Annotated in this window: 28 protein-coding genes; 21 read left to right on the top strand and 7 right to left on the bottom strand. The window is 70.7% G+C overall.

What is annotated here, in order from left to right:
• Nucleotides 1-78 precede the first annotated feature (78 nt).
• Together ABDZ81_RS01660 and ABDZ81_RS01655 are read right to left on the bottom strand one after the other, a co-directional pair.
• Nucleotides 79-933, bottom strand: a complete 855-nt coding sequence (locus ABDZ81_RS01660) for a phosphatase PAP2 family protein (RefSeq protein WP_343772079.1) — start codon at nt 931-933, stop codon at nt 79-81.
• Nucleotides 934-1,144: 211 nt separating this feature from the next.
• On the bottom strand, nt 1,145-1,996 hold the full coding sequence (locus ABDZ81_RS01655) for a UbiA family prenyltransferase (protein ID WP_343772078.1): 852 nt from the start codon (nt 1,994-1,996) through the stop codon (nt 1,145-1,147).
• 123 nt (nt 1,997-2,119) lie between these two features.
• On the opposite strand from ABDZ81_RS01655, the gene ABDZ81_RS01650 reads away from it, so the two are divergent.
• Complete coding sequence (locus ABDZ81_RS01650; protein ID WP_343772077.1) at nt 2,120-2,578, top strand: response regulator; 459 nt, start codon at nt 2,120-2,122, stop codon at nt 2,576-2,578.
• A 7-nt stretch (nt 2,579-2,585) separates the two neighbouring features.
• On the opposite strand, the gene ABDZ81_RS01645 is transcribed toward ABDZ81_RS01650, so the two are convergent.
• Nucleotides 2,586-3,707 carry a pyridoxal phosphate-dependent aminotransferase gene (locus ABDZ81_RS01645; RefSeq protein ID WP_343772076.1) on the bottom strand — a complete coding sequence of 374 codons (1,122 nt, stop codon included), beginning with the start codon at nt 3,705-3,707 and terminating at the stop codon, nt 2,586-2,588.
• 94 nt (nt 3,708-3,801) lie between these two features.
• On the opposite strand from ABDZ81_RS01645, the gene ABDZ81_RS01640 reads away from it, so the two are divergent.
• Both ABDZ81_RS01640 and ABDZ81_RS01635 read left to right on the top strand, forming a co-directional pair.
• Complete coding sequence (locus ABDZ81_RS01640) at nt 3,802-4,125, top strand: hypothetical protein (RefSeq protein WP_343773379.1); 324 nt, start codon at nt 3,802-3,804, stop codon at nt 4,123-4,125.
• A gap of 118 nt (nt 4,126-4,243) precedes the next feature.
• A complete protein-coding gene (locus tag ABDZ81_RS01635) occupies nt 4,244-4,696 on the top strand; it encodes a universal stress protein (RefSeq protein ID WP_343772075.1) in 453 nt (150 codons plus the stop codon).
• A 50-nt stretch (nt 4,697-4,746) separates the two neighbouring features.
• Here ABDZ81_RS01635 and ABDZ81_RS01630 read toward each other — a convergent pair whose 3' ends face one another.
• Together ABDZ81_RS01630 and ABDZ81_RS01625 are read right to left on the bottom strand one after the other, a co-directional pair.
• Complete coding sequence (locus tag ABDZ81_RS01630; protein ID WP_343772074.1) at nt 4,747-5,490, bottom strand: proteasome assembly chaperone family protein; 744 nt, start codon at nt 5,488-5,490, stop codon at nt 4,747-4,749.
• Nucleotides 5,491-5,567: 77 nt separating this feature from the next.
• Complete coding sequence (locus ABDZ81_RS01625) at nt 5,568-7,532, bottom strand: right-handed parallel beta-helix repeat-containing protein (RefSeq protein WP_343772073.1); 1,965 nt, start codon at nt 7,530-7,532, stop codon at nt 5,568-5,570.
• 165 nt (nt 7,533-7,697) lie between these two features.
• On the opposite strand from ABDZ81_RS01625, the gene ABDZ81_RS01620 reads away from it, so the two are divergent.
• The 12 genes from ABDZ81_RS01620 (at nt 7,698) to ABDZ81_RS01565 (ending at nt 19,845) form a co-directional block, all read left to right on the top strand.
• A complete protein-coding gene (locus ABDZ81_RS01620; RefSeq protein ID WP_343772072.1) occupies nt 7,698-8,438 on the top strand; it encodes an ABC transporter ATP-binding protein in 741 nt (246 codons plus the stop codon).
• Complete coding sequence (locus ABDZ81_RS01615) at nt 8,435-9,253, top strand: ABC transporter permease (protein ID WP_343772071.1); 819 nt, start codon at nt 8,435-8,437, stop codon at nt 9,251-9,253. Before ABDZ81_RS01620 ends, ABDZ81_RS01615 begins: the two co-directional genes overlap by 4 nt.
• A gap of 90 nt (nt 9,254-9,343) precedes the next feature.
• On the top strand, nt 9,344-10,291 hold the full coding sequence (locus ABDZ81_RS01610) for an RsmB/NOP family class I SAM-dependent RNA methyltransferase (protein WP_343772070.1): 948 nt from the start codon (nt 9,344-9,346) through the stop codon (nt 10,289-10,291).
• A complete protein-coding gene (locus ABDZ81_RS01605; protein ID WP_343772069.1) occupies nt 10,288-10,848 on the top strand; it encodes a DUF7122 family protein in 561 nt (186 codons plus the stop codon). Before ABDZ81_RS01610 ends, ABDZ81_RS01605 begins: the two co-directional genes overlap by 4 nt.
• Before the next feature lie 151 nt (nt 10,849-10,999).
• Nucleotides 11,000-11,470 (top strand): DUF7283 family protein, encoded by a 471-nt coding sequence (locus ABDZ81_RS01600; RefSeq protein ID WP_343772068.1) that lies wholly within the window; start codon nt 11,000-11,002, stop codon nt 11,468-11,470.
• Complete coding sequence (locus ABDZ81_RS01595) at nt 11,471-11,866, top strand: DUF7285 family protein (protein WP_343772067.1); 396 nt, start codon at nt 11,471-11,473, stop codon at nt 11,864-11,866.
• Nucleotides 11,863-12,747 (top strand): DUF7284 family protein, encoded by an 885-nt coding sequence (locus ABDZ81_RS01590; RefSeq protein ID WP_343772066.1) that lies wholly within the window; start codon nt 11,863-11,865, stop codon nt 12,745-12,747. Before ABDZ81_RS01595 ends, ABDZ81_RS01590 begins: the two co-directional genes overlap by 4 nt.
• Before the next feature lie 2 nt (nt 12,748-12,749).
• Complete coding sequence (locus ABDZ81_RS01585) at nt 12,750-15,884, top strand: DUF7286 family protein (protein WP_343772065.1); 3,135 nt, start codon at nt 12,750-12,752, stop codon at nt 15,882-15,884.
• A 35-nt stretch (nt 15,885-15,919) separates the two neighbouring features.
• A complete protein-coding gene (locus ABDZ81_RS01580; protein WP_343772064.1) occupies nt 15,920-16,396 on the top strand; it encodes a DUF5791 family protein in 477 nt (158 codons plus the stop codon).
• A gap of 44 nt (nt 16,397-16,440) precedes the next feature.
• Nucleotides 16,441-17,337 (top strand): SDR family oxidoreductase, encoded by an 897-nt coding sequence (locus ABDZ81_RS01575; protein WP_343772063.1) that lies wholly within the window; start codon nt 16,441-16,443, stop codon nt 17,335-17,337.
• A gap of 156 nt (nt 17,338-17,493) precedes the next feature.
• A complete protein-coding gene (locus ABDZ81_RS01570) occupies nt 17,494-18,657 on the top strand; it encodes a DHH family phosphoesterase (RefSeq protein ID WP_343772062.1) in 1,164 nt (387 codons plus the stop codon).
• Between the two features lie 99 nt (nt 18,658-18,756).
• Nucleotides 18,757-19,845, top strand: a complete 1,089-nt coding sequence (locus ABDZ81_RS01565) for an aldo/keto reductase (protein ID WP_343772061.1) — start codon at nt 18,757-18,759, stop codon at nt 19,843-19,845.
• Between the two features lie 24 nt (nt 19,846-19,869).
• Here the strand turns inward: ABDZ81_RS01565 and ABDZ81_RS01560 are convergent, their stop codons facing one another.
• On the bottom strand, nt 19,870-20,040 hold the full coding sequence (locus ABDZ81_RS01560; protein ID WP_256392579.1) for an HVO_0758 family zinc finger protein: 171 nt from the start codon (nt 20,038-20,040) through the stop codon (nt 19,870-19,872).
• A gap of 116 nt (nt 20,041-20,156) precedes the next feature.
• Between ABDZ81_RS01560 and ABDZ81_RS01555 the strand changes: the two genes are divergently transcribed.
• The 6 genes from ABDZ81_RS01555 to ABDZ81_RS01530 all read left to right on the top strand — a co-directional run bounded on the left by ABDZ81_RS01555 (nt 20,157) and on the right by ABDZ81_RS01530 (nt 23,990).
• The gene (locus ABDZ81_RS01555) at nt 20,157-21,281 is read left to right on the top strand and encodes a glycosyltransferase family protein (RefSeq protein WP_343772060.1); all 1,125 of its coding nucleotides are present in this window, start codon (nt 20,157-20,159) and stop codon (nt 21,279-21,281) included.
• A 75-nt stretch (nt 21,282-21,356) separates the two neighbouring features.
• Complete coding sequence (locus ABDZ81_RS01550; protein ID WP_343772059.1) at nt 21,357-21,626, top strand: type II toxin-antitoxin system HicB family antitoxin; 270 nt, start codon at nt 21,357-21,359, stop codon at nt 21,624-21,626.
• A 2-nt stretch (nt 21,627-21,628) separates the two neighbouring features.
• Nucleotides 21,629-21,880 carry a type II toxin-antitoxin system HicA family toxin gene (locus ABDZ81_RS01545; RefSeq protein WP_343772058.1) on the top strand — a complete coding sequence of 84 codons (252 nt, stop codon included), beginning with the start codon at nt 21,629-21,631 and terminating at the stop codon, nt 21,878-21,880.
• 75 nt (nt 21,881-21,955) lie between these two features.
• On the top strand, nt 21,956-22,429 hold the full coding sequence (locus tag ABDZ81_RS01540; RefSeq protein WP_343772057.1) for a DUF7109 family protein: 474 nt from the start codon (nt 21,956-21,958) through the stop codon (nt 22,427-22,429).
• Nucleotides 22,430-22,496: 67 nt separating this feature from the next.
• Entirely contained in the window at nt 22,497-23,081 is a 585-nt protein-coding gene (locus tag ABDZ81_RS01535) for an NUDIX hydrolase (RefSeq protein WP_343772056.1), read from the top strand.
• Between the two features lie 123 nt (nt 23,082-23,204).
• A complete protein-coding gene (locus ABDZ81_RS01530; protein WP_343772055.1) occupies nt 23,205-23,990 on the top strand; it encodes a DUF7388 family protein in 786 nt (261 codons plus the stop codon).
• Nucleotides 23,991-24,018: 28 nt separating this feature from the next.
• Here the strand turns inward: ABDZ81_RS01530 and ABDZ81_RS01525 are convergent, their stop codons facing one another.
• Nucleotides 24,019-24,891 (bottom strand): hypothetical protein, encoded by an 873-nt coding sequence (locus ABDZ81_RS01525; protein WP_343772054.1) that lies wholly within the window; start codon nt 24,889-24,891, stop codon nt 24,019-24,021.
• Between the last annotated feature and the right edge of the window lie 86 nt (nt 24,892-24,977).

The raw sequence follows: 24,977 nt of genomic DNA, 5'->3' as shown, positions 1-24,977 counted from the left end.
GGAGATGGGTCGCCCGTCCGATAAATGCTTTCTCCTCGGTGCGGGCGGCGGCGATCGAACCGGGTCCGAACGAGTCGCTCAGTCGTCGGTACCGGTCGGCGCGCCGCCTTCGATCCGCTCGTTCGTCCCGGTTCGCTTGCGCTCGCCCCAGTCGACGATGCGGCTCGCGCCGCGGACGCTGACGATCGCCAGCAGTAGCCCGGCGACGACGTCGAGCAGCCAGTGGATGCCCAGGATCATCGTCGAAAGGACCACGCAGGTCGCGACGAACGTCGCGATTTTGAACCACTGCGGGTACTCCTCACGGGAGCGCCAGGCCATGATCGCGACGGCGACCGCCAGCGAGGTGTGGAGCGACGGGAACACGTTCGTGTTCGACGACACCGCGGCCGTGAGGTCTTGCGTCGAGGGGTACAGTTCGTACATCGGCTCGGCGACCGCGTCGGACACCCGGACCCTGGGTCCCCGCGCGATAAACAGCGTATAACAGAGCGTACCGATGAAGTAGTTGAGCAGGTACGACATCAGCAGCTCCTTGAGGTGTCGGCCGGAGGGTAGCAGGAAGTACGCCACCAGCGGGAAGACCAGCAGGAACGGGAACCCGAACATGTACATCACCGAGAAGAAGTCGTAGGTCGCGTTCGGGGTCAGGTCCTGGAGATGCGCGACGAACAGCCCCTCGATCGCGTACAGTCCGTCGGTGATGTCCCAGTCCAGCGCCTTGGAGATGCGAATGCTGTGGCCGTGCGTCGCGCGCTTCGCGAGGAAGAACGCGGCGGTCGCCGCTACGTACGGTGCGAGATCTCCGACACGGTCGTCTATCTCGGCGCGGGTTCGGCGGAGCTGTTCGACGTCGATACAGAGCGCGGCGGTCACCGCGAGAGCGGCGGCGACGACCAGCACGGTGACGATCAGGGCGTTCAGTAGTGCCATCGTTGGGTGCCTCTCTGGATTCTATCGGCGAGTTCGTCCGGCCGCAGTCGAGCCGCGGACCAGACGGCGGCGCGTCGGACGGCGATGGCGGCCGGAACTCGCCGGATCACGTCCGTATGTTCTCTGGCTGACGTAAAATATCATCGGACTCCGGTAACCGAACGAACCCCGCCGCGATCAGCATTTCTCCGTTGCGAGTCGTCAAACCCGATCATCCCAGCGGCTGCCACCACACCGCGGCGACGAGCACCGCCAGAAACACGTAGCTGCCGCGGATGAGCAGCATCGTCGCGATCTCGGGGTCGGCCCGGCGCGCGATCGCGGCGACGGCGGCGAAGGCGATCGCGGCGAGCGCGCTCCCGGTCGGAAACGGACCCAGAACCGCGAGCCCGACGACCAGCGCCAGCGCCGACAGCATCAGCCCGTAGGCGACCGCCCACGCCCGGTCGGGCCCGACGGCGACCGCGACGGTCCGCTTTCGGATCGACCGGTCGTAGTCGTAGTCCTGGGCGTCGTCGATCACCTTCACGCCCGAGAGCAGGGCGAGAAAGACGACCGCGAACGCGACCGGACGCGCCGCGAGCGCGCCGGTCTGCGCGTAGTAACCGCCGATGATCGACAGCGCGACGCCGGCGGGGTAGCCCGACGTCGCGGTGACCGGGTTCGTGTCGAGCTGGGGCGCGTGGTGGTACGCGATGAGCCAGCAGGGGACGGTCACCAGGGCGGCGCCGGCGTCGACGACGAGCCACAGCGCGGCGGTACAGACGGCAAACAGCGTCGTCGATCCCGCGAGCGCGTAGCGACAGCCCGCCGCGGTCAGGGGGTGGTCGTCGTCCTCGCCGCGGCCGTAGAAGTCGACGTAGCCGTCCTTGACGTGGGCGGTGTACACGGCGGCGAAGATGGCGACGGCGTGCAGCGTCCCCGGTAGCGAGTCGAACCCGCCGGCGAGGATCGCCCCGAACAGCGACGCGGCGATCGGCGGCAGCATGAAGACGGGATGGACCTGCGACCCCAGCGCCGCCAGCGCCGCCCGCGGCCCGGCGCCGTGCCGTGCGATGCTCATAGGTACGCATAGACCTGTCAGCGCATAATGGTCCGGGGCGCCGGCGGCGTCGCACCCGACGAAGTGGGGCGCCCCGTTGCAGCGCTCGACGTTTAAGGGCCGGCCGGCCGTCAGTACGACGTAGTGAGTTACCCGGACAGCCCGGCCGACACGGCGGACATCCTCCTCGTCGAGGACAACCCCGGCGACGTCCGCCTCACCGAGGAGGCGTTCAGAGAGGGGCAGATCAAGAACACGCTCCACGTCGTCAACGACGGCGTCGAAGCGTTGGCGTTTCTCCGCCAGCGCGGCGAGTACGCCGAGGCGCCGCGGCCCGACATCGTGCTGCTCGATCTCAACCTCCCTCGGAAGGACGGCGACGAGGTGCTCGACGAGATCCGCGAGGACTCCGACCTCGAAGCGATCCCTGTCGTCGTGCTGACGAGTTCGGAAGCACAGGAAGACATCGTCCAGTCGTACGAACTGAAGGCGAACGCGTTCCTCACGAAACCCGTCGACCCCGAGGAGTTCATCGAGGTCGTCCGGACGTTCCAGGAGTTCTGGCTCTCGGTCGTCCGGCTGCCGCCCGAGGACGGCAACTGATCGGCCGTCAATCGACTCGGCGGGTCGCGTCCTGCATGATCTCGATCGCCTCTTTCAGTTCCTCCATCCCCGTCGCGTAGGAGATCCGGGCGTACCCCTCGCCGCGGACGCCGAAGGCGTCGCCCGGCACGACGACGACGCCGCTGTCGATCACCTCGTCGACCCACCCCTCGGGCACCTTCGGCATCGCGTAGAACGCGCCCTTCGGCGTCGGCACGTCGAGTCCGGCGTCTTCCAGCCCGTCGAGCAGCACGTCCCGGCGCTCCTCGAAGGCCGCGGCCATCTCGTCGACGCGGTCCTGCGGGCCGGTCAGGGCCGCTTCGGCGGCGAACTGCGCCGGCGCGCTCGCACAGGCCTGCATGTACTGGTGGACCCGGAGCATCCGCTCGATCCGGCGGTTCGAGGCCTGCACCCAGCCCAGCCGCCAGCCGGTCATCGAGTACGTCTTCGAGCAGGCGCCGACGGTGACCACCGAATCCGTTTCGGCGTACTCCATCGGCGAGTGGTGCTCGCCGTCGAACACGATGCGCTCGTACACCTCGTCGGAGATGCAGACGACGTCGTGCTCGTCGGCGATGCGGGCGAACTCCCGGATATCGTCCTCGCTGGCGACCGCGCCGGTCGGATTCGAGGGGCTGTTGACGACGAACGCGGCGGTGTCGTCGGTGATCGCCGCCTCGACGGTCGCGGGATCGAGCGTCAGGTCCTCGCGCAGCTCGACCGGCTTCGGGACGCCGTCGGCCAGCCGGGTGAGCGCGTCGTAGGAGACGAACCCCGGATCGGGGAAAATCACTTCCTCGCCGGGGTCGACGTGGGCCTCGATCGCGAGGTGCAGGGCTTCGCTGCCGCCCGCGGTGGCGATCACGTCGTTCGGGTCGACCGCGACGCCCTGGTCGCGGGCGTACTTCTCGGCGATCGCCTCGCGCAGGCTCTCGATCCCCTTGTTTCCGGTGTAGCCGTCGGCCAGCCCCTCGTTGATCGCCTCGGTGGCGGCCTCCCGGGCGTGTGCCGGGGTCGGGAAGTCGGGCTGGCCCAGCCCGAGGTTGATCGCGTCCTCGCCCGCGGCCTCGAACACCTCGCGGATGCCGCTGATCGACACGCCTTCGACGCGCGCTGCGAACTCCGTCATACCCCAAGGGGCGCGGCGGGCGCGGATAATTTTGGTGGTTGTCGGTCGACCGATCCGTGCAAATCCCTAACTGGCGACCGAACGTATCTCCGGTATGAGCGCGAACGACGATCCCTACCGCGGCGACACGACCGAGACGTCCGAGGAGGGCGATACCGATTCGGAAACGTGGATCCCGTGGACCGGCGGCGGGGGGCTGGGCTGGCCCTATCGGTCCGGTAGCGAGGGGGAGGCGGACCGCCCCGAGGAGGCCCACGACGCGGACGACGACGGGTGGTTGGACGAAGGGATCATCGGCACGCTCCTCGTGGTCGGCGTCGTCCTCTTCCTCGTTCCGGAACCGAGCACGTCCGCGCTGGGGATCCTCCTCATCGTGATCGGCGTTCTCGGCTGGGCCGTCGACGCCGTGTCCGGGTAGGACGCCCGACGCAGTATTCGATTTGGCCCCCGACGCGGTGGTCGACCAGGACGCCCGACGCCGGTGCCGCCGCCGCGGAGCGACCACACCTTTCCGTTCGCCCGACGAACGATCGAACGTGTACGAACGCGTATTGCATCCGACCGACGGAAGCGAGAACGCGGAGGTCGCCACGAAGCACGCGATCGAGATCGCACGCCGGTTCGACGCACCCCTGCACGCGCTGTACGTCGTCGACGTGTCGGCGGTCCAGTCGACCGACGCGTTCGCCACCTCGAACTTCGAGGCCACCGTCGAGGCGCTGGAGACCGAGGGAACCGAGCGGATCGAGGCGGTCCGCGAACGCGCCGAGCGCGAGGGCGTCGAGGTGACCGACGAGATGGTTCAGGGGAAGCCGGCCGAGACCATCACCGAGGCGGCCGACCCCGACGACGTCGTCGTCATGGGGACCCACGGGCGCTCGGGAATCGACCGCTATCTCATCGGGAGCACGACCAAGAAAGTCGTCAGAACCGCCGAGGTTCCGGTCGTCACGATCCCCATGACAGAACTCGGGGAGTCCGAGGAGTAGTCCGGCCGACCGCCCTCGGGGGCGATCGACGTAGCGATCGGTCCGTCGTTCTACTGGAACATCCGGATCGGCTGGGCCTGCGAGCTCTCGTCGGTGGCGGCCTGCTGCATCCGGCGGGCGAGTTCCTCTTTCTGCGCGCGGATCTCCTCGGCGCGATCGATCAGCTCCGAGACGTCAGCGTTGACGTCCGCGAGCGGCCCGATCCCCTGCTCGATCAGCGCCGCGGCGGCTTCGGGGTCCGGAAACTGCGGGTCGCTCTCGACGACCAGCCCGATGCCGTCGACGCCCGCCTCGGCGGCCCGTTCGAGCAGTGCGCCGGTCGGCCCGGCGACGGCGCCGTTCTCGCTCGGAGGAGCGACGTCGAGGTCGTCCAGTCGACCGCCTGCAGCGTCGGTCGTCGCGACGCCGAAGACGGGCGTCTCGTCGTCCTCCGTCTGGCCGGGATAGCCGCTGAGGTACAGCGGCAGCGCGTCCTCGGTCTCGATCCAGTCGGTGACGCAGTCCGCAAAGCCGGGCGCTGCAGATGCCGACACCGGAACGTCGCTCTGGAGCGCGACGAAATCGCGCTCGGCGTCGGCGTACAGCCGGACCGCCGGTCGGACGATGCGGTCGCCCTCCCGGTAGACGCCGACGCCGGGCAGCCCGTCGCAGTGGACGCTCGCGTAGTATGTCATGTCGAACGTCTCGACGAGGTGGTCGGTCGCGAGCTTCCCGACCAGGCCGAGTCCCGGCAGCCCCTCGACCAGCGTCGGCTCCTCCAGGTCCACGTCCGCGCGGCGCTCGATTCGTGCCATGCCATCACGTTGCACTGCAGCCCGCTTAAGCGCCCCGCCGCGGCGGGGCGCGGCGCCGGGAACGACGCCGGCCGCGCTCACGACCAGTCGTAAGTCCACGGATCGTCGTCCGGCTGTCGACCCGCCTCGTCGAACTCGGCGCGAACGCGCTCGACGATCTCGGGGCGGACCGGGCGGGCCAGCGGGGCCGGATCGGCGATCCCGGCGGACTGCAGGCCGGCGACCCGCCGCTCCAGCGCGCGACTCGCCTGCAGCGCCGGCGAGGCCGCGAGCGTCCCGACGTACCGCTGTCGGTGGACGCGCCCGTCGACCGGTCCCGCGGGGCGGTACTCGCGCCGGAGGTGGCCCTCGTCGGTCGTCCGGACGCCGGGCGCGCTCGACCAGTAGTTCCCGCGCCACGTCTGGAGCACGTTGAACTCCGAGACGGTCGCCGGCCGGGCGTTGTCGACCACGTCGTTCTCGGTGAGACGGTTGGTCGGCAGCAGGCCGATCGTCCGCAAGCCGATACGGTTGGCCGCCACGACGTTGTGGCTGTACAGCGTGTAGTGGCCCTGGACGACGATCCCGCGATCGTTGCCCGCCACCACGTTGTCGCCGAGGTAGTTGCCGGTCCCGGCGACGATCGCACCCCGGTCGCTACGCGTCAGCGTGTTGTTCACAACGGCGGTCCCTTCCGAGCGCTCTTCGACGTAGACGCCGAACCCGACGTCCTCGATCTCGTTGTCGGCGATCAGCAGGTCCCGCCCGTAGAGATTGAACACGCCGAGCATCATCCCCTCGGCGCGGACGTCGCGAACGACCAGGTCCGAGACGTCAAGCGCGAACACGCCGACCTTCCCGCCGTAGAACTCCGAGTCCTGGACGATCACCCGGTCGCCGATCGCTGCGACGCCCAGGAACCCGTCGTCCCAGCGCTCGGTGCCGTACAGCGTCAGGTCGGTGACGGTGACGTTCGGACTATCGCGGCTGAGGATCCCGCTCGAGGTCGTGTTGATCTTCACGTCCGCGACCAGCGAACGGGCGGCCGTGTCGAACACGACCGCGGCGTCGCCGTAGCCGTGGACCTTCCGCATGTGGACGTTCCAGTCGCTCGCGTTCGCGCGAACGACGTCCTCGGTCAGGTTTCGGCCGCTCCTCCGGTCGCCGACGCCGGCGAGCGACAGGTTCGCGATCGCGGTCTCGGGCGCCGTGACGTTGATCACGCTCCCCGTTCCGTCACCGACGACGCGCGTGGCGTTCCGCCCGGCACCCCGGATCGTCAGCGGCTTCTCGACGGTGAGCGACGGCGCCTCGTACGTCCCCGGCGGTATGACGACGGTCGTGTTCGGCGGCGCCCGCTCGACGGCCGCCGTGAGCGTGGGGGCATCGCGCCCCACGGTGACCGACTCGGGGCGGTCGAGCAGCGCCAGTCGCTCGCCGACGGTTCCGTTCACTCGCTCGCGTCGGTCGGCGACCGTCCGCTGCCACTCGGCGCGCGAGCGGCCGAGGCTTCCCGTCTTCCTCGTCCGAACGTCGGTCCAGCGCCGGACTTCGCCGCCGTAGCGCCCGGCGAACGCCGCGGCGTCGCGCCGCTCCGAGAAGGGGACGACGGCATCCTCGCGCGTCGGGATCGCGGCGTCGCTGTCGACCACGAAGTACGCGTCTGCGGCCGAGACCCACCCGACGGACCGATCCTCGCCGATCCGCAGGTTCCTCTCGGCGGTGAGGGTGGCGTTCGTCCCCGAGAAGTCCGAGACGTACACCGCGAGCGGCTCGCCGAGGCTCCGCCGGTTGTCGCTTTGCAGGCTCGCCACCAGCGACTCGACGCCGTAGTACCCCACCGGGTAGCGGTACTCCGAGTAGAACACCTCCGCCTTCGGGATCTCCAGCGCGCTTCGCTGGGCCCGCTTGACGGCGCTGTCCGGTACGCCGACGGACTCTGTTCGGTCGAACGCCACCGGCTCGACCTGTCCGCCGTCGTCCGGCGAGACGTCGTAGACGAACGGCCCCGCGGCGGCCAGCGCGACCAGCAGCGCGACGGCGACGACGTGCCGAGCCTCCATGTGCTGGAGTACGGTCGAGAGGGCCTAAAGCGGTCTGTCGGTCGACTCGCCGACTGGTTGCCGCGCGACGCCGTCGCGGATGCTGCGGTTGCCCTCGAACGCGACACCGCCGGGTGCTGCGATAGCCTCATTTCTCCCGAGGTTGCAGTTCTAACTGACAGTTCTATGGACCGGAACGTCCGCTCGCAGTCCGTCGAGCACGCCGTCGCGCGCGTTCGGGACGTCGAGTTCTCGTACGGCGACCTGCAGGTGCTCGACGAAGTCTCGCTGTCGGTGCCGGCCGGGGCCGTCACCGCAGTCATCGGACCGAACGGTTCCGGCAAGACGACGCTGGCGCTCGTCGTCGCGGGGCTTGCGGCGCCCGAGAGCGGCGAGCGCGACCTCGCCGTCGACGGCGAGCGCCCGGTCGGCTACCTCCCCCAGTCGCCGCGGTTTCGCCCGGAGTTCACCGTCTCCGAGACCCTGGAGTTCTACGCCGAGCTGCTGTCGACGCCGGTGAACGTCGAAGCGGCTATGGAACGGGTCGGCCTCGCCGGGGCGAGCGACAGGAGCGTCGCGGCGCTCTCGGGCGGGATGCGACAACTGCTCGGCGTCGCGCAGGCGCTGCTGGGCGACCCCGCGATGATCGTGCTCGACGAACCGACCAGCGGGCTGGATCCGCGGATGACTCGCCACGTCTTCGAGGTCGTAGAGGACGTCGCGGCCGACGGAACGGGCGTGTTCCTGACGACGCACGATCTGTTGCACGCCGGGGAGTCTGACCGCGTCGCGCTGCTCGACAGCGGCTCGGTGCTGATCGAGCAGCCGCCCGACGTATTCGTCGCGAACGCGAACGCCGACTCGCTGCTGGCGGCGTTCGTCTCGACGCTCGGCGAGGATCCGGCCGTCCAGACGGGGGCGGGGTGATCGACGTGGGCGCCCGCGCCGACCGGACGACTGCGGTGTTCGAGCGCGAACTCGGGACGCTGGCGCGCAACCGACTCTATCCGCTGCTGGCGGTCGGGTTCGCGGCCCTCATCGTCGCGATCGCCCTCGGGAGCGACGTCAGCGGCTACGTTCCGCTCGTCGCCACGCTCCTGACGCCGATCGAGCTGCTCGTGCCGGTGCTCGTGGCGGCGATGGGCTACCGGTCGATCCTCGGCGACCGCGAGCGCGGCGAGCTCGACGTCCTCAGGACCTACCCCGCGACCCGCGAGGAGTACGTCGTCGGCGTGTTCCTCGGCAGGCTGGTCGCGATCACCGCGACCGTGGTCGCCCCGCTGCTGGCGGTCGGGGTGGCCGTGCCCGTCGTCGGCCGGGCGCCGACGTTCCTGCCCCAGCCCTCGGGGCTCGACTCGCCGGTGCTGTACCTTCGGTTCGTCGTCCTCACCGGCCTGTTCGCGGCGGCCCTCCTCGCCGTGATGACGCTGCTGTCTGCTCTCGTCGCCGACGCTCGACGGGGGCTGGTGCTTGCCGTCGCTGTCGTCGTCGCGGCCACCGTCGGCGTCGACGCCGTCGCCGTGTTCGGCCTCGCGACCGGCGTCCCGCTCGGCTGGGCGGCGCTCCCCGCGCTGAGCCCCAACGGTGCCTACCGCGGGCTCGTCCTCGCGCTCGCGGTGGCGCCGGTCTCGACGCCGCCGGCGCGGCCCGCGCCGGCGTTTCTGAGCGCACTGTCGCTGTTCTGCTGGACGACGATCCCGCTGCTGGTCGCCGCGCTCCGGGTGTGGCCCGCGCCGGAGTGAGCGGCGGTCGAACCCGACGGAGCAGCCTGTGGAGAGACTGACCGCCGCGCTCCGAAACCCCCAAGCGGCCGCCGCGCGAAGCCGGGCGCAATGGAACCACTGGAGCGGTACCGACCGCTGATCGACGATTTCGAGGCGTTTCTCGACGCCTGCGAGCGGCCGCTGTCGTCGGCGGTGCGGGTCAACACGATCAAGGCCGACGTCGACCGGGTGCGGACCGCGTTCGACGACGCCGATGTGGGCTACGAGCCCGCCGACTGGAACGAGCGCGTGCTCACGCTGGACACCGACAGCCCCGGGACGACCTGGCCGTCGATGCACGGCTGGATCCACGGCCAGGAGGAAGTGTCGGCGCTCCCGCCGGTCGTTCTGGATCCCCAGCCGGGCGAGCGCGTCTGGGACGCCGCCGCGGCGCCGGGCAGCAAGACGACCCAGCTCGCCGCGCTGATGGACGACCGCGGGCTGCTGGTCGCCAACGACAACAACCTCGGGCGGCTCTCGGCGCTGCGGTTCAACGCCGAGCGCCTCGGCGTCACCAACGTCGCCGTCACCAATCAGGACGCGCGGAATTTCTCGCTGAAACCTTTTGGCTCCGCATCGGACGCCGCCGACGACGCCGACGACCGGCGCGTCGAGGCGTTCGACCGCGCGCTCGTCGACGCGCCCTGCACCTGCGAGGGCACCATCAGAAAGAATCCCGACGTGCTCGACGAGTGGTCGCTGGACCACGTCTCCAGCGTCGCGGGCGTCCAGAAGGGCATCCTGACGCGAGCGATTCAGGCGACGAAGCCGGGCGGCACCATCGTCTACTCCACCTGCACGTTCGCGCCCGAGGAGAACGAGGCGGTGCTCGATCACGTCCTCGAAACCGAGGACTGTCGCGTCGTCGAGCAGGACGTGCCGATGGACCACGCGCCCGGCGTTACCGAGTGGGACGACGAGTCCTACGACCCGAGCGTCGAGAAGGCCGCCCGGATCTACCCGCACCACAACGACACGGGCGGGTTCTTCTGCGCGACGCTGGAGGTGGGCACATGAGCGGCGAGGAGACCGCGAGCGACGCCGACGACGCGGCGGCGTCCGGCGGCGACCTGCGCCAGAACGTCGGCCGGCGCTTCGCTCGCCTGCCCGACACGGCGGCCGAGCGCGAGGTCGAGGGGCGGGCCACCCGCGAAGAGGTACTCGACTGGTGGGAGACGCGCTTCGGCGTCGAGCCCACGGTATTCGACGAGTACACGTTCTGGGAGAAGGGCGCCGGAAAGATCTGGGCGCTCGCGGGCGACGTCGTCTCGCCGATCGAGGTCGAGGCGATCGGCATGAAGGTGCTGCGCACGCGCCAGGAGCACTGGAAGCCGACGACCGACGCCGTCCAGCGGTTCGGGCGCGACGCGACGAAAAACGTGATCGAGCTCGACGCCGAGGACGCGCGGGCCTTCGCCGCCGGCGAGGATCTCGAACCGGACTGGGACGGCGACTGGGGCTACCTGATCGGCGCCCACGAGATCGCCGGCGGCGTCGAGCCGATCGGCGTCGGCCTGTTCACCCACGGCACGCTGCGCTCGATGGTGCCGAAGGGACGCCAGCGGGATCTCTAAACGCCCGCCGTTCTCAGCTCTTTTCGTCGAGCCACCGACGACGAGCGGTTCGGACGCGGCGCCCTGCGCTTGAATACGGACGAAGGGCGAGACGGCGCGATTTGTGAGTGGTAGCCCACATTTATACGAAAAGGAGCGACGAGACCGGGCCATGTTCGACTCGCCGGCCGACGCGTGGTACGTCTGGATCGGACTCTCCCTGCTCGGAGCGGCGCTGCTGGGCATCGTGACGCAACTCCCCGACGCGCCGCCGCCGGACGCCGCCGGGCCCGCGAACGCGGTCGACGCCGTCGCGGGCGGCCGCCACGCGGGAACCGGAACGTACCCGATCTCGGCGGACGCCGTCTGGATCGAGCCGCATCGAATCGGCGTCCGGACCGACGACGAGACGGCGTTCGAGACGCTCGCGTACGGCCCGGTGACGCCCGTCAGGGAGGGAACGCTGCTCTGGGAGGTACTACAGGGTGCGCGCCCGGACCACGTGTTCGAGTCGACCGAGGGGTTCGCACGCGCCATCGGGCGCGCCGCGGAGCGCGAGCGCGCCTGGCGGTCGGCTCCCGGCGCGCTCGACGTTCGGACGGTGAGCTGGGAGGACGCCGACGCGACGCTGGTGGGTGCGTAGATGCGGGGAACTCGCGGCGCCGTCCTGCCGATCCCAGCGCTACTCGCCGCCGCCGTCGTCTGTCTCGGCCTCTCGCTGTACGCGACGACGCTGCACGAACGGACACCGGGACAGGAACGCAGCGTGATCCGGCCGGCGACCGCCGACGCGCTCGAAGCCGCCAGCGGGTCGGGAATCGTCGAGCCCGCCCGACTCGACGACGCGCTCGCGACGATCCCCGGGGGATACGAGGCGAATTTGACTGTGCGGGCCGAGGGGGAACGTTGGAGCGCCGGTCCCGCGCCCCCGAGCGAAGCGTCGGCCGACGACCCGCAGACCGCTATTCGCGTCGTCACCGTGCGGGTCGGGCAAGGGCAGTTTCGGCCCGGCGAGTTCGAGGTGGTCCTGTGGTCGTGACCTCCGATCGCGGCGTCAGCACGGTGCTCGACGTCGTGACCTGCCTGCTGCTCGTGACCGCGGCCGTCGGCGTCCACGTCGCCGGTCAGCCGAGCCAGCAGGCACTCGCCGAGGAGAACGAGGCCGCCGCGGTCGCGGACGTCCTGACGACCAGTACGGCGCAGGTCGAGTACTCCGTTCGCCCAGAATCGACGGGCGAGCGCGCGCCGGCGTACCCGGACGCCTCGGCGGCGGCCTACCGGCGATCCGCCCACGGGACGCTCGGCGAGTTGCTGGCGGCCGCGGCGGTCGCAGATACGCGCGTCGACGGTCAGCGGGTGTTTCCGCACGTCGAGTTCCGGGAACGGGTCGCTGCCGCGACGGCCGAGCGATTGGACGCGATCGACGACCAGATTCGCGTCGTGGCGCGCTGGGCGCCGTACCCGGACTCGTCGATCGACGGCACCGTGGCGGTCGGCCGCCGTCCGCCGCCAGACGTCGACGTCGAGGCCGCGACGACCTCGATCTCGGTGGCAGAACGGTGTCCCGAGGATCGCGTCGAGACCCGGGCTCGCCAGCACGGGTTCGGGGGACTCGCGCGGCTGCTCGCCGAGTGCGTCGCCGAAACCTGGTTTCCGCCGTCCGAGACGCAGGCCGCGCTGAGCGGCCGACCGCCGGCGCCCGCGATCGCCGAGCACCGCTACCGGCGCGCCGGCGGCGCGCTCGACGTCTCGTTCGACGGCGCGGTCGCCCGCGGCGACGTCGATCGAGCCAACGAGCAGCTGGTCGACCGCCTGACGAACCGGCTGGACGCCGACGTCAGGGACCGATACGACAATCCCGAGCGGGCCGCCGAGGCGAGTTCGGTCGGACGGGTCGAAATCACCGTCCGGACGTGGTGACGATGCGGCTGCGAGATACCGCTGCCGGCCCGAAGATCCGGCTGGCCGACGACGACCGCGGCCGCGTTCCCTTCGCACTGCTGGGCGTCTTGCTGCTCGTCGGCAGCGTCACCTGGACCGTCGCGCTGGCCCAGCGCGGTCCGCCCCAGATCGACACGGACGCCGATGCCGCGCTGGACCGCGGCGAGAGTGTCGTCCACACCGAGCTCCGGCAGGCCGTCGCGCGTGCCGGCGCGAACGCCGCCCGCGAACCGGTCGTCGAGCGATCCGGGACGCCGTTCGGGCGGGCGCTGTCCGCGGACGCGCCGTACCGCGACGCCTTCAGGGTACGAGCGTACCGGCAGGCCGCCGTCGCTCTCTGGGGCGTCGACGCCTCGGTCGGCGACGTCAGCGTCGCCGCCGAACTGCCGCCGATCGAGGACGCCGCCTCGATGCGGGACGCGATCGAGCGCGTTCGCGTCTCCGAACCGGGCGACGGCGTCGTCCGCGTCGCGTTCGAGAACGTCACGCTGACCGCGAGCGCGAACGGGCGACGGATCGATCGATCGGAACGGACGGTGACCGTCACCGTCGCGACGCCGGCGCTGTCGCTCCACGAGCGCGCCGAGCGATTCCAGGGGCAACTCGACGAGGGCGCGCTGGACGGGCCGGGCTTCGGTCGGCGCATCGCCGCGCGCCTGTACGCCGTCGCCTGGACGCGGGGATACGCCCAGTACGCCGGCGCGCCGATCGAGAACGTCGTCGCGAACCGCTACGTCGAGCTGAGCGCCAACTCGGCGCTGCTCCAGACCCAGCGCGCGACGATCGGCGTCAGCGACCCTGCCGGCCGGGAGGCCGCGGGCCGGGCCACGGCGCGACTCGGCGCGCGGGAACTGCTCGACGGCGCGGGGTACGACGGCGAGCGGTGGGTCGACGGGCTGCTCGGCGAACACCCCGCGCCGGTCGACGGCGGGGGGCCGATCGCCGAGGCAGCCGCCGAGCACCGGGCGGCCGACCGCGGCGAGGAAACGACCGTCGGCGTCAACCGGTCGGCCGACACCGCGCTGTACCGGCTGTCGTCCGGCCGGAACGGCGACTCGCTCGACGCCGTCGTCGACGAGGTGTACGAGACCGACGCGAAGCGGATCGTCGAGACGGAACTGATCGACGACGGCGGACGGGTCGACCCGCCCGGCACGGGGCCGTACTGGACGAAGCTCGACAGCTCGGCGGAGGTCGCGTCGGTGACCGTCTCACAGTCGGGCGGGCCGACGCCGGACCTTCCCTCGGGCTGGGACGAGTACGCCGCGCACGCTCGCGAGATCGACCGAACGGTGACGGCCAGTGCCACGTGGCTCCACCTGAACGGGTCGCTCCGGACCACGACCGAGACTTGGACCGAGCGCTACCGCGTCGGCGTCTCGGTCGGCGGCGACCCCGCCGACAGCGCATTCGCGCCGAGCGGGAACGTTCATCGGCTCTACCGGCCCGGCGGCCCGGCCGGCGGGCCGAACCTCGACGGCGTTCCGGAGGAAGCCGTCAGGCGACTGGTGACGGAAGCGGGCGGGCCGGACGCCGTCGCGAAAGCGGCCGTCGAGGACGGCCTCGGCGACGAGACGATCACCGTCGACCGGTCGCCGCCGGAGGACGTCTCGGCGTGGCTCTACCGCGATCTCGTCGAACTTCGAGAGTCGACGCGCGACGTGACCGTCAGCGTCGACCGGGGTCGCATCGCGACCGACGCGAACCCGGCCGCAGAGCTGGAATCGAAGATCCGGGATCGGATCGACGCCGAGGCCGAGCGGCGCCGAAGCTACGACAGCGTCGCCGACAAGGCTCGCGTCGCCGCGCGGATCGCGTATCTCGAACGGCTCGCCGCGACGCTGAACGAGACCGCGACGCACGTCGAGGAGACGAGCAACGGCTTCGAGCAGACGGTCGACGACGCGGGCGCCGCGACGGCCGACCAGCTTGGGGAGCTGGTCGATCTACGGAACGAGGTCGAGCCGGCCGAGCCACGTTCGACCGACGCCGCGGCACCGGCCGGCTCGCTTCGCCTGAGCGTCGACGGAGCGCCGCCGTACCTGACGCTGGCGTCGGTCGACCGGTCGCAGGTGGCCGAGCTCCCCGAGGGGACGACGTACCACCCGCTCGTCGCGGAGAACACCAACGTGTTCGCGATGCCATACGACTCGAACCCTGGCGGCGTCACCGACCGCGTGTTCGGCGAGACGGGGACGGTCGGACTGCGACAGGGGGCCCGAGCGCTCGCGGCGGCCGAGGACGTCGACGGGATGGCGGCCGAGGCGATCGAGGGCGGTGAGCTCGCCGAAGAGCGGCGAGCGCTTCGCGAGGCGGTCGCCAGCTCGAACCGGGTGCTCCGCGGGACGGCCCTCGAAGAGCTTCGGCAGGCGACCGCGCTCGATCACAGGGAGCGCGTCGTGGTGGTCGATCGGGCGCTCGGGCGCTGGGGATCGACGGGCGATCGCGCCCTCGCGCTGGTCGAGGGTCCCGCGGCCGAAGCGATCGCGCGGGAAGCCGCGGAGCGCGACGACACCCCGGACACCGACAAATTCCGGGACCAGCTCCGGTCGCGGCTGCTGGTCGAACTCTCCGATACCGCCGAATCCGAGTCGGTTCGGCTCCCCGGCGGCGTCGTCGGCTCCACGGTCGAAGAAACCCAGCGCACGGCCAAGTCGATGACCGAGGACGCGATCCTGCGAGCGCAACGAAATGTCACGGAGCGGGCCGAAAAATGGATCCGGGAGCGGATCGCGGTGAACGCCACGGACGCCCCGGCCGGAGTTCCGGTCACGCCGGTACCGGGGTACTGGTACGCCACCGCGAACGTCTGGCAGGTCGACGTCGCCGGCGAGTACGCGAGCTTCCGGATCGACGCCCGGCGGGGGACGCCCGTGGGACGGGGCGCCGTCGACGGGACGACGTCGTACGTCCGCGACGGCGGGAACGTCTCGATGGATCTCGACGGCGACAGCGCCCCGGAACGGCTCGGTCGGGCGACGCGCGTGTCGTTCAGCGCCGAGACGACCGTGCTGGTCGTCGTCCCGCCCGGAAAGAACGGCGTCGGCGACGTCGACGGCGAGCGAACCGAACAGTCGGACGGCTGGCCCGATCCCGGCGCCGCGAGCGGCGATTGATAACCCATATTGGCCGGCACGCACTCCCCTTCGACATGATCCACGAGCAGCGAACCGATCTCGACGGACTATCGCCCGCCGGGCTGCGCGAGGAGTACGACGCCGATCTGCGAGCGGTGATCGACGATCGCGGCGCCGAAGCGCAAAACGCTTCGAGCCCTGCCTCGCAGGCTCGGCAGGACGTCGACGCCGTCGCCGAGGAGTCGGGCGTCGACCGCGAGGTCGTCGCCGCGCTGGCCGACGGCGAGTCACCCGAGATTTCGATGGCCGACGCCGCGGCGATCCAGGCGCTCGACGACGACGCGCCCGACGCGGACACGATCGTCGAGATGGCCTGGGAGCACCTGCTGCTGGGGATGTCCTCGGCCGTGCTCGACGTCGAGACGCTGGCGAGCGAGGTCGACGCCGAGCTTTCGGCGAAGGAGATCCAGCAGAAGTTAGAGCGCCGCGCCTCGGCGACGCTCGACGAGTTCGTCGCGATCGAGCACCCGATCGTCGACAGGCAGTACTAGCGCCGACCGAAAGAGGGAGTTAGGACGAGGCGCGATCCGATAGCATGCGCGTCGCAATTCTGGGCTGTGGCTACGTCGGCGTCGAACTCGGACGGCAGCTGACGGCGGCCGGCCACGAGGCGATCGGCGTCAGGCGATCGGACGACGGCGTCGCGACGATCGAGGCCGCGGGGTTCGAGGCGGTGCGGGCCGACGTCACCGACGACGAGTCGCTGGCAACGGTTCCCGACGCCGACGCGGTCGTGTTCGCGGCGAGTTCGGGCGGGCGCGGCGCCGCGGCGGCCCGCGAGGTGTACGTCGACGGGCTCCGGACGGCGATCGATCACTTCGGCGATCGCGAGGATCCCCCAGGCCGGCTCGTCTACACGTCGAGCACCGGCGTCTACGGCGATCACGACGGCGCGTTCGTCGACGAGTCGACGCCGATCGAACCGACGACCGAGAAGACCGAGGTGCTGGCCGAAGCCGAACGATTGGCTCGCGAGCGAGCGGCCGAGCGAGGAATCGACGGCACCGTCGCGAGGTTTTCCGGGCTGTACGGGCCCGAACGATATCGGCTAGACCGGTATCTAGAGGGACCGGTGACAGAGGGATACCTGAACATGATCCACCGCGTGGACGCCGCCGGCGCCGTCCGATACCTGCTCGAAGAGGATCTGGCTCGCGACGACGTCGTGCTGGTGACCGACGACGAGCCGGCGCCGAAGTGGGAGTTCGCTGACTGGCTGGCCGAACAGTGCGGCGAGCCCGCGCCGCCAAAGCGGACGAAGGAAGAGCGGCTGGACGATCCGGACCTCTCGGAGGCGGGGCGACGCCGCATCCGCACCAGCAAGCGCTGCTCGAACGATCGACTCCGGGAGCTGGGATACGAGTTCGCGTATCCGACGTATCGGGAGGGCTACCGGGCGGCGATCGAGGCCTACCGCGGCGAGTCCGCCTGACCCGCACGCGAACTGTGCCGCGGGCCTCCCGGGCCGACCCGATCGGTCGACCGAACGGGAGATTTTTCGGCGAACGCCGGCCGCAGCCGCAAAGATCTTAACTTCCACCCCTCGCTCGGGCGAACATTCTTAGCCGATGGGTGTCTCACAACGCATATGCGGTCTCCAGTCGCCCAGCGGGGCGTCGTCGACGACGCGCTGCGGGCGGTCGGGCCCGATCTCACGCTGCTGGCCGGCGGCGTCGCCGCCGTCGTGCTGCTGGCGGTGCTGTGGCTCGCCGTCCAGTGGCTGCGGCGGCCGGCCGGCGTCCGCTTTCAGCGGCTGCTCCGCGATCACGATCGCGTCGCGGTGCTCATGCATCCGAACCCGGACCCGGACGCGATGTCGTGCGCCCTGGCGGTCGCCGCCATCGCCGACACCGTCGACACCGAGGCGCGGCTGTGTTATCCCGGCCAGATCCGTCATCAGGAGAACCGGGCATTCAGAACCGTTCTGGAACTGGAAGCCGAGCAGATCGACACCGCGGATGAGCTGGAAGACGACCCGGTCGTCCTGGTCGACCACAACACGGCGAGGGGGTTCCCCGGTGCGGCTGGGGTCGATCCGATCGCCGTCGTCGACCATCATCCCGGCGACGGCGAGGGCAGCAGCTTCACCGACGTGCGAACGAACTACGGCGCCTGCGCGACCATCCTCGCGGAGTACCTCGAAGCGGTCGGCGTCCGGCCGGTCGACGACGAGGACGCCGACGACGCCGCCCAGCCGCTGCCGTGGGAGGTCGCGACCGGGCTGCTGTACGGCATCCAGTCCGACACCAACCACCTGACGAAGGGCTGTACCGGCGCCGAGTTCTCCGCCGCGGCGTACCTGTTCCCCGGCATCGACGAGGGGGCGCTCGACCGGATCGCGAACCCGCAGGTCAGCGCCGAGACCCTGGAGATCAAGGCCCGCGCGATCCGCCAGCGCGAGACCCGCGGCTCGTTCGCGGTCGCGGCGGTCGGCGAGGTCTCGAACGTCGACGCCATCCCGCAGGCGGCCGACGAGCTGCTCTACCTGGAAGGGATCACCGCGGTCGTCGTCTACGGGAAGTACGACGACAGCCTCCACCTCTCGGGGCGCTCTCGCGACGATCGGGTTCACATGGGCGACATCCTCTCGGCGGTCGTCGACGACATCCCGATGGCGTCGGCCGGCGGCCACGCCCGCATGGGCGGCGGCCAGATCTCGATCGCGCACATGCAGGGGATCGGCCCCTCCGATGGGATGACCGAACACGAGTTCACCGAGCGGCTGTTCGGCGCGCTTTCGGGCGACATCTGACCGTCGAGCGAGGCCGTTCGCCGTGCGACGCCGCAACCCCCGCGGCGTCCGCGAGCCGAACCAGCCGCACTTTTCCGCGACCGACCCGTACTTCGGTTCATGGCGACGAACGCGGGCACCTGGGCGTACCGCGACCGGTTCCACGAGTCGTTCGGGCGCACCTACTTCCGGCGGTTCGGCGACGGGCTGGCGTCGAGCATCGGTATCGGGACGTATCTGGGCGATCCGACCGACGACGTCGACGAGCAGTACCACGAGTCGATCGTCCGAGGGCTCGAACACGGCATCAACGTTGTCGACACCGCGATCAACTACCGGTGCCAGCGCAGCGAGCGCGTCGTCGGGCGCGCGCTCGACGACGCCGACGTCGACCGCGAGGAAGTCGTGGTCGCGACCAAAGGCGGCTTCATTCCCTTCGACGGCGAGCGCCCCGACGACCCCGGCCGGTACGTCCGCGAGGAGTTCGTCGAGTCCGACATTGCGCCCCGCGACGCGCTGGTTCGGGGAAACCACTGCATCCATCCCGGCTTCCTCGACGACCAGCTCGACCGCTCGCTGGAGAATCTCGGGCTCGATACGATCGACCTCTACTACGTCCACAACCCGGAAGCCCAGCTCGCGGAGCGCTCGCGCGAGGCCGTCTACGACCAGCTCGAAGCCGCCTTCGAGCGTCTGGAGGAGCGGGCCGCAGAGGGCGACATCGAGCGCTACGGCGTCGCGACGTGGAACTGCTTCCGAGTTCCGAGGGGCGCGGACAGCTACCTCTCGCTGCCCGAGGTCGTCTCCCGGGCGCGGGACGCCGCCGACGCCGCGGGGAACGCGGCGACGCACTTCCGGGCGATCCAGCTACCGTTCAACGTGGTCATGGCCGACGCGTTCACCGTCGAAGCCCACGAGACGCCCGAGGGAGACAAGAGCGCGCTCCAGTTCGCCAACGACGCCGAACTCGACGTGTTCACGAGCGCGAGCATCGCGCAGGGCGAACTCGCCGAGAGCCTGCCCGAGGAGGTCGCGGCGCGCCTGCAGGGCGACACGACGGCCCAGCGCGCGATCAACTTCGCCCGGAGCGCGCCCGGCGTGACCTGTTCGCTCGTCGGCGCGAAGTCGGTTACACACGTCGAGGAGAACGTCGCCGCGGGAACGTTCGACCCGCTCGGCGCCGACGCGTTCGACGCCGTCTTCGAGTAGCGTCCCGATGGATCGCTCGCCGGGTTACCGGAGCTCCTTCCACTCGCCGCCACACTCCGGACACGCCCGGACGGTGCCGATCTCGCCCGGGTCGTTTTTCGTCTTGAGCGTCTTCTCGCAGTCCGCGCAGTTGACGCGCTCGTAGGTGTCCTTGAACAGGTCGCCGTCGCGCAGCGCCTTCCTGACGGATTTCATGATCGTGTTAGATGCAACCAACCGGCAAAAAGGCACGGGTCGTTCGCCCGCCGGTCCGAATCGCGAACGCGGCCGGAAGCGCCGACGTTTTGAGCGTCCGGACCAAGCCAACTACGATGGAGTACGTCCAGGAGCGGATCGCGACGCTGCACGACCTGACGGGGGCGGCGCCGGACGCGCCGACGGGTCGCAGCGCCGTGGTCGTCCCGATGACCGACCGGGAGTACGCCGGTCGCGCCGCCGAGCGGGTGCTCTCGACGCTCGCGGACGTCGATCCCGAGCGGGTCGTCGTCGCGCTGCGCGCGCCGCCCGAGCGCGTCCGCCCGTTCCGGGAGTGGCTCGACGGGTTCGACTTCGACGCCGACCTGCTGTGGTGCAACGGCCCCGCCGTCGAGTCGCTGCTGGCCGACCGCGGCCTCGAGGGCGACCACGGGAAGGGCCGTGACGTCTGGCTCGCGCTCGGCGTCGCCGCCGCCGGCAGCGAGTTCGTCGCCGTTCACGACGCCGACGCGAAGAGCTACGCGCCGACCCACGTCCCGCGCCTGCTCGCTCCCCTGGCCGCGGACTACTCGTTCTCGAAGGGGTACTACGCCCGCGTCGAGAACGACCGGCTGTACGGCCGGCTCTACCGGCTGTTCGTCGCGCCGCTGCTCCGCTCGCTCGACGACGCCCACGACGACCCCGTCCTCGACTACCTCGACGCGTTCCGCTACCCGCTGGCCGGCGAGTTCGCGATGACGGCCGACCTCGCACGCTCGGTCCGGGCGCAGCCGAGCTGGGGCCTGGAGATCGGCACGCTCGGCGAGACGTTCGACCGGGTCGGCTTCGAGGGCTCCGCGCAGGTCGACCTCGACGTCCACGAGCACGACCACCGCGCGGTCTCGGGGTCCGACGGGCTCTCCGGGATGGCCGAGCACGTCGGCGCCGCGCTGTTCCGAGTGCTGGAGGATCAGGGCGTCGCCGTCGACTACGACGCCGTCCGCGAGCGCTACCGCGAGGTCGGCGCCGCGATGGTCGACCAGTACGCCGCCGACGCCGGGTTCAACGACCTCGCGTTCGACCGCGCCGCAGAGCGCGAGCAGGTCCGAACGTACGCCGACGCGATCTCGACGCCCGGCCCGGATCGGCGGCTTCCCGCCTGGACGGACGCTCCGCTCGCGGCGGACGAGGTGGTCGCGGCGGCCGAGCGGGCGCTCGAATCGGCGCCCGACGCGGCGGACGGCGTCGCGCTCGACGACTGAAGAGGTAGTAGTCGGAACTTTCCGTACTCCGGTGAGCCGAACGCTTATTCCGGTCGTGGCGCAAGTACAGTCGTAATGGCCAGTTCGACCCGGAACGGGGAGCCTCACGAGGACGAGATCCGTCTGTGGCGCGAGGGCGACGGGTGGATCGCGAAGGACGTCGAGACTGGCGTCACGACGCAGGGGTCCACTCGTAAGGCCGCACTGGATAACCTCGACGAGGCCGTCGCGCTCCACGACGGCGAAACCGGGCGCGAACCGACCGACGAGGAACTCCGGGAACTCGGAATCGAGCCGTCGGACAACGCGACTGGCGACGATGAGCCGCCGGACGTGCTCGAGTAGGGATGGGACGACGAACGTTTTCGGGTAAAGAGGTCGTCACAGTGCTGGTGAACGCCGGCGGGTTCGAGTGGCGCAGGACGACCGGCGATCACGCGCAACTGTACTACGAACACCCGACCAACGAGGACGACCGCCGGCAGGTTACGGTGCCGCTTCACGACGAACTCCGGACGGAAACGCTCCGTGAGATTGCCGACAGAGCCGGAGCGCGAGACTTCGAGGCGTTTTGCGACTGGATCGACCGAAACGCGTAGTGGTTCGGACGATGTCCGTCCCGGTCGCGAGCGATCACGAGAAAACGCTTTGCCCCTCCGCTACGACCCACCGCCATGAGCGCGACGCTGGACGAGCTGGCCGGCGTGGTCGACCTCTTCGACGGACTGACCCGCGAGGAACTCTCCCGGGCGCTGATCGAGCTCGGCGCCCGTCGGGGCGACGACCCCGACGAGGACGCCGTCGCCGAGTCGATCGAGACGGCCGTGGATCGGTACTTCCTGGCGCGCTACGAGCGCGAGGGCGCCGCCGATCTGCTGGTCCCCGGCCCCGCGGCGTTCCCCGCGGTCCCCGAGCACGGCGAGGACCTGCCCCACATCATGGACGTGCCCGACCGCACACTCGATCGAGAACGGCTCGGCGAGCAGGTCGCCGAGCGGATCGCGGCGGACGCCGACGCGGCGATCGACGCCGGCGACGCCGAGCGAGTCGAGCGGCTCATCGACGTCACGTACGACGCCGAGATGTGGGCGCCGGTCGAGCTCGACGGCGTCCGAGGACGGCTGGACGACGCGCTCGCGGACGCCTGATCGCGACCGCAAACCGGAACGGATTCTGAAACGCTTTCACCCCGGAGCACGTAGCGGGCAGCAGTCGATGCGAATGGACCTGGACCGGGCCGCCGAGTACGAGCCCCGCGAGATCCCCGACGAGCCCTACGACGCGGCCGTGCTCATCCCGGTGATCGAGCGCGAGGGCGAGCACTACCTGCTCTTTACGAAGCGGGCGGATCACCTCGGCGAGCACCCCGGCCAGATGAGCTTCCCCGGCGGCGGGCGCGAGCCCGAAGACGCGTCGATCCGCGAGACCGCGCTCCGGGAGGCCAACGAGGAGATCGCGCTCGAATCTCACGAAGCGGACGTGATCGGCCAGTTAGACGACATCCGGACGATCACCGAGTACGCCGTGACGCCGTTCGTCGCGCGGGTGCCCGACCGCACCTACGTCCCCGACGAGCGCGAGGTCGCCGAGATCGCCGTCCTGCCGCTCTCGGGCATCCTCGATCCGGACAACTACGAGTACGAGCGCCGCGACCACCCCTACTACGGCGACGTCGTGATCCACTACTTCCGCGTCGACGGCTACACCGTCTGGGGCGCTACAGGAAGAATCGTCGTCGATCTGCTGGAGCTGACGACCGACTGGCGCGCCCCCGAGCGGATCGACCGCGATCTGGCGTAGCGACGTGCCGTCGACCGAACGATACGCTTTTTGCGCCGCTTCCCGGAGTCCGTTCCACATGGTCGCACAGACGATGGATCGCGTTCCGGCGCGATTCTGAACTGCAGTTCTCAGGAGGAATAGATGCTACGTAACGCCGAGTCCGTCGGAGAGACCGGTATCGACGCCGCCGCGCTCAAACCGACTGAGTGCGACGTCGCCCGCGCCGCCGACCTGCCGGTCGGGACGGTGACGATCGACTACGAGGGCCGCGAGCACCTGCCGACCCCGGAGTCGCTGGCGGGGCTCGCCGAGCACCTCGACGTGCGCGTCACCACCCCCGTGCGCGCCGACGGGTTCGACCCGCTGGGCGACGACGCGCTACTGGCGGACCTTCCCGAATCCGTCGGAAACGTGCTCGTCGCCGGTCATCCCGCCTACCTCACCGACGAGGAGCGCCGGCGCGCCGTCGCGCCGCGGCTGGGCGAGGCCGTCGACCGCTCGGTCGATCCGTGGGTCGGCACCGAGAGCGTCGAGCGGATCGCGCTGGCGACCGGCCAGACCCAGTTCGAGCTGCTCTCGCGGACGACCGACCGCGACCTCCGGAGCCTCCGGGCCGCCGGGTTCGGCGGCGATATCGCAGTCTACGCGCCGACCGTGCTCGCCGACGACGAGGACGCGATTCTCGACGCCGTCGGCGACTACGTCGCCCGGCGCGGGCCGGTCGCACGCGCGCTCCCCGAAGGCGCGCCGACCGACGCCGACGCCGAGGGGCGAGCGCGCGAGGTGTTGCTCGCCGCGGCGAGCGACTACGCGCTCGTCGGCGGCGTCGAGCAGGTGCGCGAGCGCGTCGCCGCGCTGCGCGAGGCGGGCGCCACGACGGTCGTCGGCTACCCCGCCCGCGGCGTCGACGCGTTCCTGCGGGACTGAGCGGTCGCGGGCTATCCGCCGCGCGCTCTCAGGGCTTTTTCAGCATTCCGCTGTCCTCGACGAGCTCGCCGCGCTTGATCGCGTAGTCGATCACGTTGGCGCACTCGTCGGCGGGGATGTCGTACGCCGAGGACGCCAGCTCCGAGAACTCCGAGCGATTGACCGGGAACTCGCGGTTCTGGAGCAGGCGCACCACCCGGTTGTACGTGTCGGCGTCCGGGCGGTCGACGTCGTCGGCGGAGCCGCCGCTCGACGCCGTAGCGGCGTCCGAGCCGCCGGCGGTCGGGCCGTCGTCGCCTGTCGACTCCGATTCGGTTTCGGCGTCGGCACTGCTCGACGCCGACGCGTCCGCGTCGTCGCCGAACGCGATGCCGTCGGTCGGCGAATCGGCGTCGGGACCGGCGAGCGGGTCGGCGTCGTCGGCGTCAGTTTCGTCGTCTGACGCTGTTCCCTCGTCGGCGCCGCTCGACGCCGCTCCGGCGTCGGTCGCGGACCCGTTCTCGACGCCGGACGCCGGGCCCGTACCGCCGGATGCCGCGTCCGCGTTCGCCGCATCGGAATCCTCGGCGTCGGCAGCCGCGGCCTCGTCGTCCGCCGCGTCGCGGCTGCGGTCGGCGGCCGCGAGGATGTCCTCGGACTCGACTTCGAGCGTCGGCGTCGACGCCGCGGCGTCCGCGCCGCCCGCCTCGATCGCTTCGAGTCGCACGTCGACGGGCTCGTCGGACGGCCGGGCGCCGCGGACGACCGGCGAGAGCACGGTTTCGAGCTTCTCGCGGCAGCCGGGACACAGCGTCGCGGTCGACCGGAGGGACTCGTCGGCGGCGTCGGGGACGACGTCGTACTCGCGCACCTGGGCGTCCGCGGCGGCGCCGCAGAAGTAACACGCAGACAGGTCTGGCATATCCGCGAGGTGAGCGGCAACCGGCAAAAGTCCTCGGTCGCGGGGCGGCCGCGTCGCCGCCCCGTCCGGCCGCGCGCGACGAGCGC

The organism is Natronoarchaeum mannanilyticum (genome assembly GCF_039522665.1).
Taxonomy (GTDB): Archaea; Halobacteriota; Halobacteria; order Halobacteriales; family Natronoarchaeaceae; genus Natronoarchaeum; species Natronoarchaeum mannanilyticum.
Note: the sequence above shows the minus strand (reverse complement) of the source record. Positions and strands in the feature narration are given on the sequence as shown.

Excerpts from the sequence above, each read along its gene's own strand:
- ABDZ81_RS01660 (WP_343772079.1), bottom strand. The coding sequence starts at position 933 with ATGGCACTACTGAACGCCCTGATCGTCACCGTGCTGGTCGTCGCCGCC.
- ABDZ81_RS01655 (WP_343772078.1), bottom strand. The coding sequence starts at position 1,996 with ATGAGCATCGCACGGCACGGCGCCGGGCCGCGGGCGGCGCTGGCGGCG.
- ABDZ81_RS01645 (WP_343772076.1), bottom strand. The coding sequence starts at position 3,707 with ATGACGGAGTTCGCAGCGCGCGTCGAAGGCGTGTCGATCAGCGGCATC.
- ABDZ81_RS01640 (WP_343773379.1), top strand. The coding sequence starts at position 3,802 with ATGAGCGCGAACGACGATCCCTACCGCGGCGACACGACCGAGACGTCC.
- ABDZ81_RS01630 (WP_343772074.1), bottom strand. The coding sequence starts at position 5,490 with ATGGCACGAATCGAGCGCCGCGCGGACGTGGACCTGGAGGAGCCGACG.
- ABDZ81_RS01625 (WP_343772073.1), bottom strand. The coding sequence starts at position 7,532 with ATGGAGGCTCGGCACGTCGTCGCCGTCGCGCTGCTGGTCGCGCTGGCC.
- ABDZ81_RS01620 (WP_343772072.1), top strand. The coding sequence starts at position 7,698 with ATGGACCGGAACGTCCGCTCGCAGTCCGTCGAGCACGCCGTCGCGCGC.
- ABDZ81_RS01610 (WP_343772070.1), top strand. The coding sequence starts at position 9,344 with ATGGAACCACTGGAGCGGTACCGACCGCTGATCGACGATTTCGAGGCG.
- ABDZ81_RS01605 (WP_343772069.1), top strand. The coding sequence starts at position 10,288 with ATGAGCGGCGAGGAGACCGCGAGCGACGCCGACGACGCGGCGGCGTCC.
- ABDZ81_RS01600 (WP_343772068.1), top strand. The coding sequence starts at position 11,000 with ATGTTCGACTCGCCGGCCGACGCGTGGTACGTCTGGATCGGACTCTCC.
- ABDZ81_RS01595 (WP_343772067.1), top strand. The coding sequence starts at position 11,471 with ATGCGGGGAACTCGCGGCGCCGTCCTGCCGATCCCAGCGCTACTCGCC.
- ABDZ81_RS01585 (WP_343772065.1), top strand. The coding sequence starts at position 12,750 with ATGCGGCTGCGAGATACCGCTGCCGGCCCGAAGATCCGGCTGGCCGAC.
- ABDZ81_RS01580 (WP_343772064.1), top strand. The coding sequence starts at position 15,920 with ATGATCCACGAGCAGCGAACCGATCTCGACGGACTATCGCCCGCCGGG.
- ABDZ81_RS01575 (WP_343772063.1), top strand. The coding sequence starts at position 16,441 with ATGCGCGTCGCAATTCTGGGCTGTGGCTACGTCGGCGTCGAACTCGGA.
- ABDZ81_RS01570 (WP_343772062.1), top strand. The coding sequence starts at position 17,494 with ATGCGGTCTCCAGTCGCCCAGCGGGGCGTCGTCGACGACGCGCTGCGG.
- ABDZ81_RS01565 (WP_343772061.1), top strand. The coding sequence starts at position 18,757 with ATGGCGACGAACGCGGGCACCTGGGCGTACCGCGACCGGTTCCACGAG.
- ABDZ81_RS01560 (WP_256392579.1), bottom strand. The coding sequence starts at position 20,040 with ATGAAATCCGTCAGGAAGGCGCTGCGCGACGGCGACCTGTTCAAGGAC.
- ABDZ81_RS01555 (WP_343772060.1), top strand. The coding sequence starts at position 20,157 with ATGGAGTACGTCCAGGAGCGGATCGCGACGCTGCACGACCTGACGGGG.
- ABDZ81_RS01550 (WP_343772059.1), top strand. The coding sequence starts at position 21,357 with ATGGCCAGTTCGACCCGGAACGGGGAGCCTCACGAGGACGAGATCCGT.
- ABDZ81_RS01545 (WP_343772058.1), top strand. The coding sequence starts at position 21,629 with ATGGGACGACGAACGTTTTCGGGTAAAGAGGTCGTCACAGTGCTGGTG.
- ABDZ81_RS01540 (WP_343772057.1), top strand. The coding sequence starts at position 21,956 with ATGAGCGCGACGCTGGACGAGCTGGCCGGCGTGGTCGACCTCTTCGAC.
- ABDZ81_RS01535 (WP_343772056.1), top strand. The coding sequence starts at position 22,497 with ATGCGAATGGACCTGGACCGGGCCGCCGAGTACGAGCCCCGCGAGATC.
- ABDZ81_RS01530 (WP_343772055.1), top strand. The coding sequence starts at position 23,205 with ATGCTACGTAACGCCGAGTCCGTCGGAGAGACCGGTATCGACGCCGCC.
- ABDZ81_RS01525 (WP_343772054.1), bottom strand. The coding sequence starts at position 24,891 with ATGCCAGACCTGTCTGCGTGTTACTTCTGCGGCGCCGCCGCGGACGCC.